14 protein-coding genes and 1 tRNA gene are annotated in these 16,572 nt (G+C 64.5%); 8 read left to right on the top strand and 7 right to left on the bottom strand.

Translation table 11 applies throughout. The features are described from left to right. Positions 1-235 precede the first annotated feature (235 nt). The gene (mfd, locus tag AWB72_RS15105) at positions 236-3,712 is read right to left on the bottom strand and encodes a transcription-repair coupling factor (RefSeq protein ID WP_040048530.1); all 3,477 of its coding nucleotides are present in this window, start codon (positions 3,710-3,712) and stop codon (positions 236-238) included. 201 nt (positions 3,713-3,913) lie between these two features. Between mfd and ispD the strand changes: the two genes are divergently transcribed. Together ispD and ispF are read left to right on the top strand one after the other, a co-directional pair. Beyond that, positions 3,914-4,573 carry a 2-C-methyl-D-erythritol 4-phosphate cytidylyltransferase gene (gene ispD, locus AWB72_RS15100; RefSeq protein ID WP_244285638.1) on the top strand — a complete coding sequence of 220 codons (660 nt, stop codon included), beginning with the start codon at positions 3,914-3,916 and terminating at the stop codon, positions 4,571-4,573. A gap of 41 nt (positions 4,574-4,614) precedes the next feature. Then, the gene (gene ispF, locus AWB72_RS15095; protein ID WP_040048528.1) at positions 4,615-5,106 is read left to right on the top strand and encodes a 2-C-methyl-D-erythritol 2,4-cyclodiphosphate synthase; all 492 of its coding nucleotides are present in this window, start codon (positions 4,615-4,617) and stop codon (positions 5,104-5,106) included. A 46-nt stretch (positions 5,107-5,152) separates the two neighbouring features. Here the strand turns inward: ispF and AWB72_RS15090 are convergent, their stop codons facing one another. From AWB72_RS15090 to ompR, 4 genes are all read right to left on the bottom strand, one after another. Beyond that, positions 5,153-5,677: a carboxymuconolactone decarboxylase family protein gene (locus AWB72_RS15090; protein ID WP_040048602.1), complete on the bottom strand. Its 525-nt coding sequence runs from the start codon at positions 5,675-5,677 to the stop codon at positions 5,153-5,155. Positions 5,678-5,777: 100 nt separating this feature from the next. Further along, on the bottom strand, positions 5,778-6,326 hold the full coding sequence (locus AWB72_RS15085; RefSeq protein ID WP_087128155.1) for a peroxiredoxin: 549 nt from the start codon (positions 6,324-6,326) through the stop codon (positions 5,778-5,780). 181 nt (positions 6,327-6,507) lie between these two features. Continuing rightward, a complete protein-coding gene (locus AWB72_RS15080; protein WP_040048526.1) occupies positions 6,508-7,878 on the bottom strand; it encodes a two-component system sensor histidine kinase GluS in 1,371 nt (456 codons plus the stop codon). Between the two features lie 69 nt (positions 7,879-7,947). After that, the gene (gene ompR, locus AWB72_RS15075; protein WP_008349770.1) at positions 7,948-8,673 is read right to left on the bottom strand and encodes a two-component system response regulator GluR; all 726 of its coding nucleotides are present in this window, start codon (positions 8,671-8,673) and stop codon (positions 7,948-7,950) included. A 240-nt stretch (positions 8,674-8,913) separates the two neighbouring features. Between ompR and AWB72_RS15070 the strand changes: the two genes are divergently transcribed. Both AWB72_RS15070 and AWB72_RS15065 read left to right on the top strand, forming a co-directional pair. Next, positions 8,914-9,300, top strand: coding sequence for a hypothetical protein (locus AWB72_RS15070; protein ID WP_040048601.1), 387 nt, complete (start codon positions 8,914-8,916; stop codon positions 9,298-9,300). 21 nt (positions 9,301-9,321) lie between these two features. After that, positions 9,322-10,320, top strand: a complete 999-nt coding sequence (locus tag AWB72_RS15065) for a DUF1501 domain-containing protein (RefSeq protein ID WP_040048525.1) — start codon at positions 9,322-9,324, stop codon at positions 10,318-10,320. Positions 10,321-10,326: 6 nt separating this feature from the next. Here the strand turns inward: AWB72_RS15065 and AWB72_RS15060 are convergent, their stop codons facing one another. Next, entirely contained in the window at positions 10,327-11,163 is an 837-nt protein-coding gene (locus tag AWB72_RS15060; protein ID WP_040048524.1) for a squalene/phytoene synthase family protein, read from the bottom strand. Between the two features lie 262 nt (positions 11,164-11,425). Here AWB72_RS15060 and AWB72_RS15055 point away from each other — a divergent pair, with 262 nt between their 5' ends. After that, a complete protein-coding gene (locus tag AWB72_RS15055) occupies positions 11,426-11,812 on the top strand; it encodes a DUF5594 family protein (protein WP_040048600.1) in 387 nt (128 codons plus the stop codon). 57 nt (positions 11,813-11,869) lie between these two features. Here AWB72_RS15055 and AWB72_RS15050 read toward each other — a convergent pair. Then, positions 11,870-11,956: transfer RNA gene (locus AWB72_RS15050), tRNA-Leu, on the bottom strand. Between the two features lie 236 nt (positions 11,957-12,192). On the opposite strand from AWB72_RS15050, the gene AWB72_RS15045 reads away from it, so the two are divergent. From AWB72_RS15045 to AWB72_RS15035, 3 genes are all read left to right on the top strand, one after another. Then, positions 12,193-12,621 (top strand): DUF2946 domain-containing protein, encoded by a 429-nt coding sequence (locus tag AWB72_RS15045; protein WP_040048523.1) that lies wholly within the window; start codon positions 12,193-12,195, stop codon positions 12,619-12,621. A gap of 90 nt (positions 12,622-12,711) precedes the next feature. Further along, positions 12,712-15,075, top strand: coding sequence for a TonB-dependent receptor (locus AWB72_RS15040; RefSeq protein ID WP_040048522.1), 2,364 nt, complete (start codon positions 12,712-12,714; stop codon positions 15,073-15,075). A gap of 39 nt (positions 15,076-15,114) precedes the next feature. Continuing rightward, positions 15,115-16,572, top strand: coding sequence for a PepSY-associated TM helix domain-containing protein (locus AWB72_RS15035; RefSeq protein ID WP_040048521.1), 1,458 nt, complete (start codon positions 15,115-15,117; stop codon positions 16,570-16,572).

The following is a 16,572-nucleotide window of genomic DNA, read 5'->3' as shown; positions in this document are numbered from 1 at the left end:
GGGTGGCGCTCAGCGGGCGCGGAAGGTGATTCAGGGCTGTGTCAAGCTGAGTGCCAATCTGGTTCTACGGAGTGATCACGCAGTCAGTGCTTCGGGCCCGAAAAGCTGCTTTCTTTGGTTACTTTCTTTGCAGCAGCAAAGAAAGTGACCCCCGCCCCGGGGAGGGGCGTGCTAATAGACCGACGCGAAAACAAGCTCCCCGAAAAAGCCCCCGGCTAAGGGAAACGAAAAAAACTTACCGCCCAGCAACGGCCGGTTGCCGAACTGGCCCCCCCAGTGCGCGCAGCGTCTCCTTAACGGTAGCGATCCGCACCGCAAGATCAGGACTACGCGACTCGATGCGCAATTTGTCCTGTCCCGCCAGCTTGATGTGCTTATGCTTCTGCACCATCTCGATGATCCTCATCGCATCCACCGGCGGATTCGGCACGAACTGCAGCGAGATCGAAACCTCCGCCGCATCGATCTTCGAAATGCCCAGCGGCTTGGCCGCGAGCCGCAACCGATGCGTCTCCACCAGCGCATGCGCCTGCGGCGGCAGCTTGCCGAAGCGGTCCACGAGCTCTTCGAGAATGCCGTCGATCGCATCGCTCGATTCGCAATTCGCCAGCCGCTTGTACAAGGACAAACGCTCCTGCACATCGCCGCAATAATCGGCAGGCAAAATCGCCGGCGCGTGCAGATTGATCTCGGTCGTCGCGGCAAGCGGCGCGTTCAGGTCCGGCTCGCGGCCATCCTTCAGCGCGCGCACCGCATCGTTGAGCATGTCCGTATAAAGCTGGAAGCCGATCTCGTGTATCTCGCCCGATTGCTTGTCGCCGAGCACTTCGCCGGTGCCGCGAATCTCCAGGTCATGCATCGCCAGGTAGAAGCCCGAACCGAGTTCCTCCATCTGCTGAATCGCTTCCAGCCGACGCTGCGCCTGCTTCGTCAGCGCCTGCGGATCATGCACGAGCAGATATGCGTACGCCTGATGATGCGAACGCCCGACGCGCCCGCGCAACTGATGCAACTGCGCAAGCCCGAACTTGTCCGCGCGATGCATGATGATCGTGTTCGCGCTCGGCACGTCGATGCCCGTCTCGATGATCGTCGTGCACAGCAGCACGTTCGCGCGCTGGCCGACGAAATCGCGCATCACGCGCTCCAGTTCGCGCTCGTGCATCTGTCCGTGCGCCACCGCGATACGCGCCTCCGGCACGAGCGCTTCCAGCATCGTGCGGCGATTCTCGATGGTCTCCACTTCGTTGTGCAGGAAGTAGACCTGTCCGCCGCGCTTCAGCTCGCGCAGCATCGCCTCGCGGATCACGCCTTCGTCCTCGCGCCGCACGAAGGTCTTGATGGCGAGCCGCTTCTGCGGCGCCGTCGCGATCACGGAAAAATCGCGCAGGCCTTCGAGCGCCATGCCGAGCGTGCGCGGAATCGGCGTCGCGGTGAGCGTGAGCACGTCGACCTCCGCGCGCAACGCCTTCAGCGCCTCCTTCTGCCGCACGCCGAAGCGATGCTCCTCGTCGATGATCACAAGCCCCAGCCGCTTGAACTTCACATCGCTCGACAAGAGCTTGTGCGTGCCGATGACGATATCGACGCTTCCTTCATTGATCTGCTGCACCGACGTCGATACTTCCTTGCCGGTCCGAAAGCGCGACAACTCCGCGATGCGCACGGGCCAGTCCGAGAAACGGTCGGTGAAAGTCTGCGTGTGCTGCTCGGCGAGCAGCGTCGTGGGCGACAGAATCGCGACCTGCTTGCCGCCCATCACCGCGATGAACGCCGCGCGCAACGCCACTTCCGTCTTGCCGAAGCCGACATCGCCGCACACGAGACGATCCATTGGCTTGCCGCTCGTCATGTCCGTGATGACCGCCGCAATCGCGGCCGCCTGATCCGGCGTTTCCTCGAAGCCGAAGCTCTCCGCGAACTTCGTGTAATCGCGCGGTTCGAGCTTGAACGCGAAACCCTCGCGCGCCGCGCGCCGCGCATAAAGGTTCAGAAGCTCGGCGGCCGTGTCGCGAATCTGCTGCGCGGCCTTGCGCTTGGCTTTTTCCCACTGGCCGGAGCCGAGTTGATGCAGAGGCGCGCTTTCCGGATCCGCGCCGCTATAGCGCGAAATCACATGCAGTTGCGCGACCGGCACGTACAGCTTCGATTCGTTCTGATATTCGAGGTGCAGGAACTCGGTTTCGCCTTCGCCGAGATCCATCGACACGAGGCCCATGTACCGGCCGATGCCGTGCTGCGCATGAACCACCGGATCGCCGACCTTGAGTTCGGCGAGATCGCGGACCATCGAATCGACATTGCTCGCCTGTTCCTGGCGACGCCGTCCCGCGCGCCGCGCAAGCGGCCCGTAAAGCTCGGTCTCGGTGATGATCGCGAGTTTTTCGGCCGGTAGCGCGAAGCCGTTCGCGAGCGGCGCGATGCCCAGCGTGAACTTCGCGTCGGCGGTGAGCCATTCCTGGAATGTATCGCGCAATTCGCCGCGCAAACCGTTATCCGCGAGCAACTGCTGGATCGTCTCGCGCCGTCCCGCCGATTCCGCGACGAGCATCACGCGGTTTTCCGTCTGATCCAGATAGTGACGCAGCGCGAGCAGCGGCTCGTCGGCATGACGGTCGATCGCGAGGCCGGGCAGCGGGACGGCCCAGCCGCCTTCGGGCGTCGCCGGAAACTTCAGTTGCGCGAAGGGCTTCGCGAACGTGAAGAAGTCGTCGTCGGTCAGGAAAAGCCGCCGCGGTTCCAGCAGCGGACGCTCGCGGTCGTGCGAGAGAAAGTCGTAGCGCTGCTTCGTGTCGTGCGTGAAGCGCTTGATGGCCGCGTCGAGATCGCCGACGAACGCAAGCTGCGAGCCTTCCGGCAGATAGTGGAAGAGCGTGGCGGTTTCGTCGAAGAAGAGCGGCAGATAATATTCGATGCCCGCCGACGGCACGCCGTTGCCGATGTCCTTGTAAATCTGCGAGCGGCTCGGATCGCCCTCGAAGACTTCGCGCCAGCGGCTGCGAAAGGCGGTCCGCGCGGCTTCGTCGAACGGAAATTCGCGGCCCGGCAACAGGCGCACGTCGCGCACGGGGTAGAGGCTGCGCTGCGTGTCGGGATCGAACGCGCGGATGGAATCGACCTGATCGTCGAACAAGTCGATGCGATACGGCAGCGGCGAGCCCATCGGATACAGGTCGATCAGCGAGCCGCGCACGCAATACTCGCCCGGCCGCACGACCTGGCTCACGTGCTCGTAACCCGCGAGCGTCAATTGCGCCTTCAGCTTCGCTTCGTCGAGACGCTCGCCCTGCGTGAACGAAAACGTGTAGGCCGCGAGGAACGACGCTGGCGGCATGCGATACAGCGCCGTCGTCGCGGGAACGATGAGAATGTCGCACCGTCCTTCGCCCAGATCGTGCAGCGTGGCCAGCCGCTCGGAGACGAGGTCCTGGTGCGGCGAGAACGTGTCGTAGGGCAACGTCTCCCAGTCGGGCAAGAGACGCACGCGGGCATCGGGCGCGAAGTAGGGCAGTTCGGCGGTGAGGCGCTGGGCATCGACGGCGCTCGCGCAAACGACCGTCAACAGCGGAACGGCTTCACGATGAGCGGCGAAATAGCGCGCGATGGCGAGCGCGTCCGACGAGCCGGAAGCGCCGTCGAAAACGAAACGCTGACCTGGCTTGACGAGCGCGATGGGGGAACTGGACTGCGCTTTGACGGCTTTGGAAGACATAAGGTGTGCATTGAACCGTCCTCGCGCAGCACGGAAAGCCGCGCGCCGGACGTGGTCGCGAAAGACCTATTATAAAATCCGGGCTTCACTTTGACTTGGCCACCTGATTCTCTCGTGACTTCGCCCGCCGCCCCGTCTACCACTGCGCGCCTGTTCGCGCTGATTCCCTGCGCCGGAACCGGCAGCCGATCCGGCGCGCCCATGCCGAAGCAATATCAGACGATCGCAGGCCGGCCGATGCTCGGCTACACGCTCGCCGCGTTCGACGCGTGCTCCGAATTCTCGCAGACACTCGTCGTGCTCGCACCGGACGATCATCATTTCGACGCGCGCCGCTTCGCGGGACTGCGCTTCGCGGTGCAGCGCAAGGGCGGGGCGTCGCGGCAGGCGTCGGTGTACAACGGGCTCGTCGCGCTGCGCGAATTCGGCGCGCGCGACGACGACTGGGTGCTCGTGCACGACGCCGCGCGCCCCGGCATCACGCCGGAGCTGATTCGCAAGCTCGTCACCGAAGTGCGCGACGATCCGGTTGGCGGCATTCTCGCGCTGCCCGTCGCGGATACGCTGAAACGCGTCGCACCGAGCATGCCCGATGCGCCGTCGAGCGGCCCGCGCGTGGCGCGCACGGAATCGCGCGACGGCTTGTGGCAGGCGCAGACGCCGCAGATGTTCCGCGTCGGCATGTTGCGCGAGGCGATCGAGCGCGCGCGTCACGACGGCCACGATCTTACCGACGAAGCCAGCGCGATCGAATGGCTCGGTCACTCGCCGAAGCTCGTGCAGGGCAGCCTGCGCAACTTCAAGGTCACTTATCCGGAAGACTTCGGTCTCGCCAGCGCGATCCTTACCGCGTCCGCCTGAGGCGCGGCGGACCGCTCACACTCTACTGCAAGGTTGCATCGATGGATTTCAGAATCGGACAGGGATACGACGTGCACCAGCTCGTCGAAGGACGCGAGCTCATCATCGGCGGCGTGAAGATTCCGTACGAACTCGGCCTGCTCGGCCATTCGGATGCCGACGTGCTGCTGCACGCCATCACCGACGCGCTCTTCGGCGCGGCCGCGCTCGGCGACATCGGCCGTCATTTTCCGGACACGGCGACCGAATTCGCGGGCGCGAACAGCCGCGTGCTGCTGCGTGAAGCGGCCAAGCGCGTGTCGGAAGCGGGCTTTGCGATCGCCAACGTGGACAGCACCGTGATCGCGCAGGCGCCGAAGCTCGCGCCGCATATCGAAGCGATGCGCGCGAACATCGCGGCGGATCTGGATTTGTCGGTCGATCGCGTGAACGTGAAGGCGAAGACCAACGAGAAGCTCGGCTATCTCGGCCGCAAGGAAGGCATCGAGGCGCAGGCGGCGGTGCTGCTGCGCCGCACGTCCATCGACGCCTGATCGAGATCGATGCACGCCGCGCCCGACAAGCGCGGCGTCCGAGCAGTTACTTTCCTTCCGCCGCGAGCGTCAGCGCGACCGCGCCGATCACCGCGGCGATGCGGCCGACATCGCGCAGTTGCGTCGTCGTCATGCCTTCGGTCACGAGATTCTCGTAGTGCGACTTCACGCAGAAGTGGCACTTGCCGATGATCGACGCCGCGAGCGCATACATCTCGAAGCGCCGCTTGTCCACGCCGCCATGCGACGCATACGCGTTCATCCGCAAGCCGGCGGGCTGCGTCTTGAGGTCGGCGTTGTCGGCCATTTCCAGATACGGATACCACACGTTGTTCATGCCCATCAGCGCGGCGGCGGTGAGCGCGGCATTCGTTTCTTCCGGCGACAGCACGCCCGCGTTGCGGATGATCTCGACGAGTCTCGACGCCTTCGCGGCATACGCGGCGGCGAGCGCGACGCCGACCGCGTCATTGCCCTGAAGCGACGAACGCGCGATCGTGCCGTCGACGTTCAGGCGTATATCTTTTGCGTAATCCGGGACCAGTTCCTTGATCGAGGAAAGAAATTCCATTGACATCTCCTTTTCGATGGCGATGAAAAAGCCCGCCTGCTTCCGAGTGTGCACTCGAAAGCGGACGGGCTTCATGCATGAGGCTGAATCTACGGTGCGCTTAGAGCGTCGAGCCGCCGACCGCGCGGTTGCACGGGCATAGTTCGTCGGTCTGCAGGCCGTCGAGAATGCGCAGCACTTCTTCGGGATTGCGGCCCACGTTGAGATTGTTCACGGACACGTGCTGAATGACGTTGTCCGGATCGACGATGAACGTCGCACGCAGCGCGACACCGGCTTCCTTGTCGCGCACGCCGAGCTGGTCGATGAGTTCGCCCTTCACGTCGCCGAACGAGTAGTGGTTCAGCTTGTTCAGGTCCTTGTGCTCACGGCGCCATGCGAGCTTCACGAATTCGTTGTCGACGCTGCCGCCCATCAGCACGGCGTCGCGGTCTTCGAAGTCTTTCGCCAGCTTGCCGAATTCGACGATCTCCGTCGGGCAGACGAACGTGAAGTCCTTCGGATAGAAGTAGATGATCTTCCACTTGCCCGGGAAGGACTGCTCGGTGATTTCCTCGAACGCGGACTGGCCGTTCTCTTCGTGGTTGTTGAAACCCGGCTTCGCAGCGGTGACGGTGAATGCTTCGACTTTATCGCCAACGGTCTTCATGCAAACGCTCCTGTGTTCGTTGAATGGACAGCTCAAGTCAAACTACCGGAAAGCCTTAACGCGATGATGACAGTGCCGGGACGTTCACCGCGCATCGAATCGGATCATCATAACCGCACGAATTAGCTGCTTCAAAAGTTTAGGCCAATGAACGGGATAGCTTTTCCAAATGGCGCAGCGCTCAGTCGCGCGGACCGTCGAACCGGGCGCCCTTCATTTGCGGAAAGTCGATCGTCACCTCGAAGCCCGGCAGCGGCGTGCGATTACGCAGCCGCAGCGTGCCGCGCTGGCGCGTGACGAGCCGCTGAACGATCGCCATGCCGAGACCCGTGCCGTTCGCCTGCGTGCGTGCCGCGTCCACACGATAAAACGGCCGCGTGATGAGCCCGACCTGGTCGTCGGGGATGCCGCGTCCTTCGTCCATCACCGACAATTCCACTCTCCCATGCGCGACGCGCGTTTGCAGCGTGATTCGCGCGATGTCGTCGCGTTCGCTGCGGCCGTACTTGCGCGCGTTCTCCAGCAGATTGCCGACGACGCGGCGCGCATCGGTCGGATCGCCTTCGATGATCGCGCCAGGCGCCAAGTCGGTGCGCATCACGACGCCGTCGTCGGCCTGGAAGCGCGCGGCGAGTTCGCTCGCGATCATCGAGAGATCGACGGCTTCGGGCATGCGCTGCATCGGCCGCGCATAGTCCAGAAAGCGCCCGATGATCATGTCCATCTGCTCGATGTCGTCGATCATCGCGAGTTTCGTCGCTTCGTCCGACGGGCTCATTTCCGTTTCCAGCCGCAGGCGCGCGAGCGGCGTGCGCAAATCGTGTGAAATGCCCGCGAGCATCAGCGCGCGATCCGCCTCCAGCTGCTCGAGGTTCTGCACCATCTGATTGAAACTTCGATTCGTTTCGGCAGCAACGCCCATGCCGCGATCGGGCAGCGGTTCGGGCGACTGCCCCGAGCCGACCTTGCGCGCCGCGAGCGCGAGGCGCGCGAACGGCCGGTTCACGAGACTCGTGATGAACGCCGCGCCGAACAGCGACAGCGCCAGCGCGAACACGCCCCAGCCGGCCCATTGCAGGCCGGTGACGGTATCGAGCTGATCGCGGTCGAGCGCGACCCAGTAATCGTCGTCGTCGATCTTGAAGCTGATCCACACGCCGGGAATGTCGTTCACCGACTGCGCGATGATCGTGTCGTTGCCGAGCCGTCCGCGCACGTCCCGCTCGATCAGCCGATTGAGCGATTCGTCCGGCTGGAGCTTGTATTTGTCGGTCGTCTCGCGCGGATACACGCGCACGCCCTCGTTGCTTTCGAGGTCCTGAAGCAGCGCGCGGCGCAGATCGGGATCGGAATAGAGGAGGGCGGTGCGCGTCAGCTTGACGACGGCGACGAGCTGAAGCGCCACGCGCTGCGCGCGCGGCTCGCGCTCGATCACCCGAAAGCTCTGGAACCATGCGGTGAGGCTGACCGCGATCAGCAGCGCGATCAGCGCGAAGGTTCGCCAGAACAGGCCGCCGAACGCAAGCGCCAGTAGCCGCCTGTCGATGCGCATGGGTCTATCGCGTTCCGCTCGTTGAAGGAGATAAAGCGTATCGAACTCGCTTGAAGAGCGTATGAATATTTAGGCCGCGCCGTCGGGGATGAACACGTAGCCGAGACCCCACACGGTCTGGATGAAGCGCGGGCTGCTCGGGTCCGGCTCGATCAGCTTGCGCAGACGCGATATCTGCACGTCGAGGCTACGGTCGAACACTTCATATTCACGGCCGCGCGCGAGCTCCATGAGCTTTTCGCGCGAAAGCGGCTGACGCGGATGCCGCGCGAACACCTTCAGCACCGAAAATTCGCCGGTGGTCAGCGGAATTTCCTGGCCGTTCTTCGTGAGCGTGCGGGTGGCGAGGTTCAGCGCGAATTCGCCGAATTCGAAGACTTCAGTGGTTTCGGACGGCGCGCCCGGCAATTCAGACGGGGTCTGACGGCGCAGCACCGCGTGAATGCGCGCGACGAGTTCGCGCGGATTGAACGGCTTCGGCAAGTAGTCGTCGGCGCCCATTTCCAGCCCGACGATGCGGTCGACGTCCTCACCCTTCGCGGTGAGCATGATGATCGGCGTGCGGTCATTGCTGCCGCGCAGACGCCGGCAGATGGAGAGGCCATCTTCGCCAGGAAGCATCAGGTCGAGCACGAGCAGGTCGAAACGCTCGCGCACCCACAGCTTGTTCATCGACGGCGCGTTTTCCGCGACGTACACATTGAAGCCCTGTTCGCCGAGATAGCGCCGCAGAAGATCACGCAGGCGAGGATCGTCGTCGACTACGAGGATTTTTGAAGGGTTCTTGGTTTCCATAGGGGCATCTTAGCGCGTTTGTCCATACACCGAGTTTGTAACAAAAGCGAGTGTAACAGTTAGTTACAAACTTTACGGGGCTTGTGGCACGCCTCTTATCATCCGTGCGTACACTGCTTTACCTTGGCCCGGCATTCGGTAGATACTCCATTACACCAATGCGTCGCGCGGCTTGTCCGGCCTTTCGCGAAGCGTGAAAAGAATGAGGCTGTCCGGTTGTCGAGCAACGAAGGGAACAACATGAAGGGAGCGCGGCAGCGCGGACCGGCGCTCACCAGGCGCATCAACAGAAAGACGCTACTCGCAAGTGCGCTGTACGCTGTACTGAGCGCGCCGCAGGCCTACGCGCAACCTTCCGCCTTCTCCGGTTCCTCCAATGGGTTCGACCGTGCCGTGCATACGTCCGATAGCCGGTACGAAGGACACATCATCCGCGCGCAGCAGCGCAGCGGCAAAGCCGCGTCGAAGCGCGACCGCGACACCAAGCCGCCTGCGCTCCAACCCGTCCAGCAAGTCGACGACACCCCGCCCGCGCGTCCGCCGCGCCACACCGTCATGACCGCCGATGAGCGCCGCCTCTTGCGTCAGCACATCGAAGAGGCCGTGCGCGATCTCTACAAACGCTGATCCGGACCCGGGGCGAACGCGATGAACCGACGTGGATTCCTGTCGATCGCGGGCGCGCTGGTTACCGGGCCGATTCCCTTCGCCAGCGCGCACGCTTCAGTGCGCACGGACGGCGCGATCAAGACGCTGATTCTCGTCGACTTCACCGGCGGCAACGATGGCCTCAACACGGTGGTGCCCATCGCGGACGAGCGGTATCGCGCGCTCAGGCCGACGCTTCATATTCCCCGCGATCAGGCTTTGAACATCGACGAGCGCACGGGGCTTCATCCGTCGCTGCGTCCGTTGATGCCCGCGTGGCAGGCGGGCGAATGGGCGATCGTGCAGGGCGTCGGTTACGCGCAGCCGAGCCGCTCGCATTACCGGTCGCAGCAGATCTGGAACACGGCGTCGGATGCCGACGATTATCGGCGCGACGGCTGGCTCGCGCGGTCGATCGCATCGCGCACGCACACGTTCGGCACGGCGGAAGCGGGGCCGTTTCCGGCCGGCGACATCGTCACGCAACTGAGTTCGCCGTTCGACCTGCGATCGTTTGCCGCATCGTGCAAGGCGGCTGCGCGCGTGATCGCGGCGAACCGCAAGCAAGCGGGCGTCACGGTGATTCGCCTCGCGCTCAACGGTTTCGATACGCACGAGCTTCAGGCGGCGCGTCACGCGTCGCTGCTCGCGCAGTTCGCCGATGGCATCGCATCCCTGCGCCAGGCGCTGATCGCAAGCGGTGACTGGCGCCGCACGCTCGTGACGACTCGTTCGGAGTTCGGACGATCCGCACGCGAGAACGACGCGCGCGGCACGGACCACGGCGCGGCTGCGCCGCATTTCGTGCTCGGCGGCGCGGTGCGTGGCGGGCTGTTCGGCGAAGCGCCCGCGCTGGATCGGCTGGATGCCGACGGCGGCGTGCCGGCTTCCGTCGACTTCAGAAGGCTGTGCGCGACCGTGCTCGATGCGTGCTGGAACGTCGCATCGGCGCCGGTCATCGGGCGGGCGTTCGAACCGCTGCCTTTCGTGCGCGCGTAGCGTCGTCTAGCGCGTTTTCCAGGTGATCCAGAGCTTGCGGATCGGCGTGAGCGAAATGCGCTGATGCAGCACCTGGAAGCCTTCCCGTTCGATCTCGTCGAAACGCGCCTGCGACAGCGCCGCCTGCGCGCGCAACACGCGTTGCGATGCGCGCTCGGCGGGGGGAATGGCGGCGAGCGCGTCGTCGAGCGAACGGCGGGCGCGTTCGGTCTGAAAGCGCATCAGGTCGGTGAATGCATCGCTGTACTTGCGATTGATGATGTCCGCCGCCGTCACGCCGAAGCGCTGCAACTCGTCGATCGGCACGTAGATGCGGCCATTGCGCGCGTCGTCGCCGATGTCCTGCACGCGCTCCGCCAGCAGCAACGCGGCACCGAGCGGCTCGGCCCATGACGCGGCCGCGTCCGGATCGCGCGCCGTGGCTCGCGCGACCGCCGTTCCCAGCGCGCCGCCCGTCTGATCGATATAACGCCGCAGGCCCGGCCAGTCGAGGTAGCGCGCCTGTTCCAGATCCATGCGGAAGCCATCGACGAGCGTCGGAAGCGATGCACGCACGGTCGCATCGAGTGAAGTGCCGGGCGGGCTGTGCGCCTGCAGCGCCTTCGTGACCGGATGCGTCGGCTCGCCGGCGTCCAGCTTGCCGAGCTCGTTTTGCCACCACGCATGCTTCGTGCGGCCGATGGTCGGATCGCTGGTTTCCTTCACGGTCTCTTCCAGCTCGCGATACAGCGCGTAGAGCGCGGTGACGAGCGGCTGGCGCGCAGCCGGCGCGCGTCGCAGCGCGTAGTACGTGCTGGAGCCTTCGGGGGCGGCCTTTTCCTGGCAGTAGTCGTCGAAATTCACGAAGGGGATGTGTGGGGTGGGCAAGGGTGGCGAAGCGAGTTTGTCTTGTGTCTTCGCGTGCAGGCCGCGCTCAGGCATAAAGCCGCAACGAGGCGACGCAGCCGCTCATTTTATCCGTCCGGGCGATGCTTCGCAGCCGCATCGTCGGATGCTCCGCGTGTGCGATTGCCACGAAGACATGTGCGCCGACCCACCGACGACGCGTTTTCCGCGCGCAACACTGCGCGAAACGTGCAGATGCGCGAGACCATCGGAGACGGCGATGCCCCTTAGCAAAACGGAAAACAGGCAGTTCGGCGACAAATGCGTGCCATTGCTCGTGCGAAGCGTGGCGACGGACTTCGGCTTCGACTTTCGGGTGTGTCCGCGCCAGATGAGCGTCTCGCCGACGCTCGGGCTGCACATCACGGCTGCGCGTCAGGCGGACGCGAAGCTGTCGTATCCGCTCAACGTGTTCGTGTACTGGGAGCCGTCGAGCGTACGGCGGTTTCTGTCGCATCTCGACAGACCGATCGCCGCCGCGCGCGCGAGCGAACGCATACCGGAGGAAATCAGGAAGCTGATGGGACAGACGGGCGTCGACTTCGCGGGGCGGTCGCAGGCGAAGGGCGAAGTGATGATGGTGGAACTGGCCGACCTGGTGCTGTAGCCGTTCGTAGACGCCGGAAAAGAAAAAACCCCTTGGCGGAATCGAAGGGGTTTCGTTTGGTGCGAGGAGGGGGACTCGAACCCCCACACCATTGCTGGCGTCAGGACCTAAACCTGGTGCGTCTACCAATTTCGCCATCCTCGCAGCACGGCGGCTTTGCGAGCGCCGTGTCGGCACCGGTCCACTGTGCCAAGCCGCGCATTCTAACCCATTCGTCTCACGATGTCTGCGAATTTGCGTCGCGCGCATCCATCGGCTGCATAGGTCGCGAAAGGACAAAATAGCAGCCGATTTCCCCCATATGCGCTTTACGATTGCGACTCGACCGAGGTCTGCCTAGAATCACGTCAATCCTGTGCTTCGGCAGACATCACGCTCTCATGACTCGTAACGCGCGCAATCGCTTCGTCGCATGGCTCGGCATCGCCGCCATGTGGCTTGCCATTGTCGCGCCGGTCATCAGCCAGAGCATCGCCGCACACAACGCCGCGCTCGATCCGCAAGCCGCGCTGTGCGACGTGGAAGCGCTTCCCAACGCGCACGCCCATCACCACGACGATGCCGGCACGGAAGCAAACGTTCACGCAGACGCCGACGAGCACGCCGGTAGTCACAGCGCCGGCGGCCACTTCGACGCCTGCTCGTATTGCGGGCTGCTCGCGCATCATCTGCCGGTGGTTCTCGCAACTTCGCATGCTGCCGCGAGCGTCGAGCGCGTGTCGCGCGTCGCGCCGGTCGCATCCGACGACGTCGTCGTCACGAAGTCGTTCAACGCCGCGTCTGCCCGCGCGCCTCCCGTCCTTTCCTGAAGCCGCTTCCCGTCCGATCGCATAGTCGTTCGTCCGGCGCATGAGCGCGCGGGCGATGCGCTCGCTCGTCAGTTCATTCAGGAATCCACGATGTTCACGCTCCTCAAGCGAGCGCGCCGGCATCCGCGCCGTCGCGCCGTCACGCCTTTGCGCGCAGCCTTGCCGTTGTCGCTGATGGCGCATGCGGCCTGGTCCGCCACGCCCGTCGCCGCGGCCGCCGCCGCCGATTCACCCGCGTCCGAAACCGAAACCGCGCTCGCGCCCGTCGTGGTGACGGCGCAGTCGGTGGCGCCCGTGCGCTCGCCGCTCGATCCGAACCTGCCCGCCACCGTCACGACCGTGACCCCCGACCAGTCCCAGTACTGGAACGTCACGACGCCTGAAGACGTGCTGAAGTACGCGCCGAACCTGGCCGTGCGCAAGCGCTTCATCGGCGATCCGAACGCGACCATCGCCGTGCGCGGCACGAGCAACGCGCAGACCGCGCGCGGTCTCGTGTACGCGGACGGCCTCTTGCTCAGCAACTTTCTCGGCAATACGTGGACGTTCGCGCCGCGCTGGTCGATGGTCTTCGCCGACGACATCGCCCGCACGGACGTGTTCTACGGCCCGTATTCCGCGCTCTATCCAGGCAACTCGATCGGCGCGACCGTCGCCATCACGACACGCATGCCGACGCAATTCGAAGCCGACGCGAAGGTGCAGGCCTACACGCAGCACTTCGATCTCTTCGGCATCGACCGCAACTTCAACGGCACGAACACGACCGCGACCGTCGGCGACCGCATCGGCAAGTTCTCGTTTCTGATCGGCTTCGATCATCTGGAAAACACCGGCCAGCCGCTGCAATTCGCGACCTTCGCGCAATCGAGGACGCCCGCGACCGCCGCCGATACGCCCGTCACCGGCGCGCGCTTCTACAACGATCAGTTCAACGCGCGCACGGCGGTGCTCGGCACGCAGGCGGAGGGCATCGAGCGCACGTTTCAGGACCAGTTGCGCGTGAAGCTCGCCTACGATCTCACGAACACGCTGCAGGCCGGCTTCGCGCTCGGCTACTGGCATCAGAAGTACAACAGCGACACCACAAGCTTCCTGCGCGACGCCGCCGGCAATCCGGTGTACAGCGGACGCGTGAACATCGAAGGCTTCGAATACAACATTCCGGCCGCGACGTTCGCGCCGAGCATGGGGTCGAGCGAAAATTTCCTCTACGGCCTGTCGCTGCGCACGCATAACGACAGCGGGTGGAACGCCGAGGCGGTCGCGTCGTACTTCGACATCACGCAGAGCATCGCGCGCACGGCGAAGTCCGGCGTGCCCGGCGACGGCCCCGGCACGCTCACGGACGGTTCCGGCTCGGGATGGAAGTCGCTCGATCTGCGCACGAGCTGGACGCCGACGCAAAGCGCCGGCCTCGCGGCGCACGCGCTGTCGTTCGGCTATCACTACGACAACTATTTCCTCGACAACGTCACGTCGAACACGGACGCATGGCGCGATGGCGCGGGCGCTTCCTTCGCGAATGCGTTCACCGGGCGCACGCGCACGCAGGCCGTCTACGCGCAGGACGCGTGGCGCTTCCTGCCGCGCTGGGCTTTCACGTACGGCGTGCGTTACGAGAACTGGAACGCGTATGACGGCTCGCGCGCGCTCGGCGGGACATCGCTTGCCTATGGCGATGTGAGCCAGAGCCACTGGTCGCCGAAGGCATCGCTTTCGTTCGATGCCACCAACGAGCTGACGCTGCGTGCATCGATCGGTCGCGCGTATCGCTTTCCGACCGTCGGCGAACTGTTTCAAGGGCAGATCAACGGGGTGTCGATCGTCAACAGCAATCCAAATCTGCAGCCGGAAGACGATCTGTCGAAAGAGCTCACCGCCGAATGGATGCATGGGAACGGCGTCTATCGCTTCACGCTCTTTCAGGATGACGTAAAGAACACGATCCTGAGCCAGACGAACACGACCGTCATTCCGAACGTGACGAACTTCCAGAACATCGGCAAGGTGCGATCGCGCGGCGCGGAAGCGAGTTATGAGGGCGAAGACGTGCTCATTCGCGGACTCGATCTCGCCGCGAACGTCGCGTACACGCAGTCGAAGATCATCGAGAACAGCAACAATCCGGCGTCGGTGGGCAAGTACTTTTATCGCATTCCGCTGTGGCGCGTGAATGCGGTGGCGACGTATCGCGCGACGGCGAAGATGGCCGGCACGCTTGCGCTGCGTTATTCGGGGCGCCAGTACAACACGCTCACCAACACCGACGTCAATCCGAACACGTATGGCGGCACGAGCACGTATGCCGTCGTCGATGCCAAGTTCACCTACAAGCCGTCGAAGAAAACGGAACTGGGCGTGGGCGTGGACAACCTGTTCGACCGGCGCTACTACGTGTTCCATCCGTATCCGGGACGCACGTTTTACGTGGAAGGGCGCATCGGCATCTGATGCCGGGCGGTTCTCCATTCACTTTCGACAGGACACGCCATGTACGCACCTCAATCCACGCCCGCATCGCCGGATGGCGACGTGATCGCCGAACGCCGCACGCTCTGGCGCTGGCATTTCTACGCCGGGCTCTTCGTGATGCCGCTTCTGATCGTGCTGGCGATCACCGGCACGCTGTACTGCTTCCAGCCGCAGATCGAGCCGATGCTGTATCGCGATCGCATGATCGTCGCCGATACGCACGGCCCGCGTCTTTCGCAGGACGCGCTGCTCGCGAAGGCGATCGCCGCCGAGCCGCGCGATGCAAAGCCGACGCTCGCGCAGATCGAAACCGACCGCACGCGCAGCGCCGAATTCGTGTTCCGCCTGCGATCCGGCGAGAGCGAGAGCGTCTACATCAATCCCTACGACGGGACCGTGCTCGGGACGCTGAGCGTCGAGCATCGGTTGATGAAGCAGATTCGCAATCTGCATCGCGGGCTGATGCTCGGCAAGACCGGCGAACTGCTCATGGAACTCGCCGGATGCTGGACGCTCGTGATGATCGGCACGGGCATCGCGCTGTGGTGGCCGTGGGGCGGGAAGAACCGGCGCGCGAGCGGGGTGTGGCTGCCGCGTGTGTCGTTGAAAGGGCGCGCGTGGTGGCGCGACCTGCACGCGGTGGGCGGCGCATGGCTAGCCATCGGCGCGCTGTTTTTCGTGCTGAGCGGACTGCCGTGGTCGGGATCGTGGGGCAAGCAGTTCAAGGCGCTCGCGACGACGGCATCGCTCGGATATCCGAAAGGCGCGTGGGGCGAGGCGCATGTGCATTCGACCGCGCCGGGCAACGCATCGCAAGAAGGCGGCGAACACGCGATGCACGCAATGCACGGGAACGATCCGGCGATGAAGTTGGACGACTTGCCGCTGCATCAAACGCCGTGGGCCGTGGGCGCGACCGCCGTGCCGAGTAGCGCGGACAGCGCGGCGGCGTCGCGCGTATCGCTCGATGACGTCGTCGCGCTCGCGGCGAAGCAAGGTGTCGCCGATGACTACGGCATCGCGCTGCCGGCATCGCCGACGGGCGTGTACACGGTGTCCTCTTTCCCCGCCGATCCGCGCGACGAGCGCACGCTGCATATCGACCAGTACAGCGGCCGCGTGCTCTCGGACATCTCGTACGGGAGCTACGGCGCGGTGGCGCAAGCCATCTCGTATGGCACGTCGCTGCACATGGGACGCTACTTCGGAATGGCGAATCAGATCGTCTGTTCCGCGATCTCGCTCGGGCTGGCGGCGCTATCCGTGACGGGCTTCGTGATGTGGCTCAAGCGCCGCCCCTCGCGCAAGCTCGGCGCGCCGTCGCGTCCGGCAAAGCGCCCGCCGATGCGCGCCTGGCGCAGCGGGCTGGCGCTCGTCGGCATCGCTTTTCCGCTGATGGGCATGACGATGCTCGCGGTGTGGTGTCTGGATCGGATCACGTTCGGAAGGCAGTCGGGCGCGCAGGCGCAGGCCTGA

It is taken from the genome of Caballeronia concitans, assembly GCF_001544615.1.
In the GTDB taxonomy this organism is placed as follows: domain Bacteria; phylum Pseudomonadota; class Gammaproteobacteria; order Burkholderiales; family Burkholderiaceae; genus Caballeronia; species Caballeronia concitans.
This window is presented reverse-complemented; position numbering and strand designations above follow the sequence as displayed.

Coding starts and splice junctions, on each gene's coding strand:
- mfd (WP_040048530.1), bottom strand. CDS start 3,712: ATGTCTTCCAAAGCCGTCAAAGCGCAGTCCAGTTCCCCCATCGCGCTC.
- ispD (WP_244285638.1), top strand. CDS start 3,914: ATGCCGAAGCAATATCAGACGATCGCAGGCCGGCCGATGCTCGGCTAC.
- ispF (WP_040048528.1), top strand. CDS start 4,615: ATGGATTTCAGAATCGGACAGGGATACGACGTGCACCAGCTCGTCGAA.
- AWB72_RS15090 (WP_040048602.1), bottom strand. CDS start 5,677: ATGGAATTTCTTTCCTCGATCAAGGAACTGGTCCCGGATTACGCAAAA.
- AWB72_RS15085 (WP_087128155.1), bottom strand. CDS start 6,326: ATGAAGACCGTTGGCGATAAAGTCGAAGCATTCACCGTCACCGCTGCG.
- AWB72_RS15080 (WP_040048526.1), bottom strand. CDS start 7,878: ATGCGCATCGACAGGCGGCTACTGGCGCTTGCGTTCGGCGGCCTGTTC.
- ompR (WP_008349770.1), bottom strand. CDS start 8,673: ATGGAAACCAAGAACCCTTCAAAAATCCTCGTAGTCGACGACGATCCT.
- AWB72_RS15070 (WP_040048601.1), top strand. CDS start 8,914: ATGAAGGGAGCGCGGCAGCGCGGACCGGCGCTCACCAGGCGCATCAAC.
- AWB72_RS15065 (WP_040048525.1), top strand. CDS start 9,322: ATGAACCGACGTGGATTCCTGTCGATCGCGGGCGCGCTGGTTACCGGG.
- AWB72_RS15055 (WP_040048600.1), top strand. CDS start 11,426: ATGCCCCTTAGCAAAACGGAAAACAGGCAGTTCGGCGACAAATGCGTG.
- AWB72_RS15045 (WP_040048523.1), top strand. CDS start 12,193: ATGACTCGTAACGCGCGCAATCGCTTCGTCGCATGGCTCGGCATCGCC.
- AWB72_RS15040 (WP_040048522.1), top strand. CDS start 12,712: ATGTTCACGCTCCTCAAGCGAGCGCGCCGGCATCCGCGCCGTCGCGCC.
- AWB72_RS15035 (WP_040048521.1), top strand. CDS start 15,115: ATGTACGCACCTCAATCCACGCCCGCATCGCCGGATGGCGACGTGATC.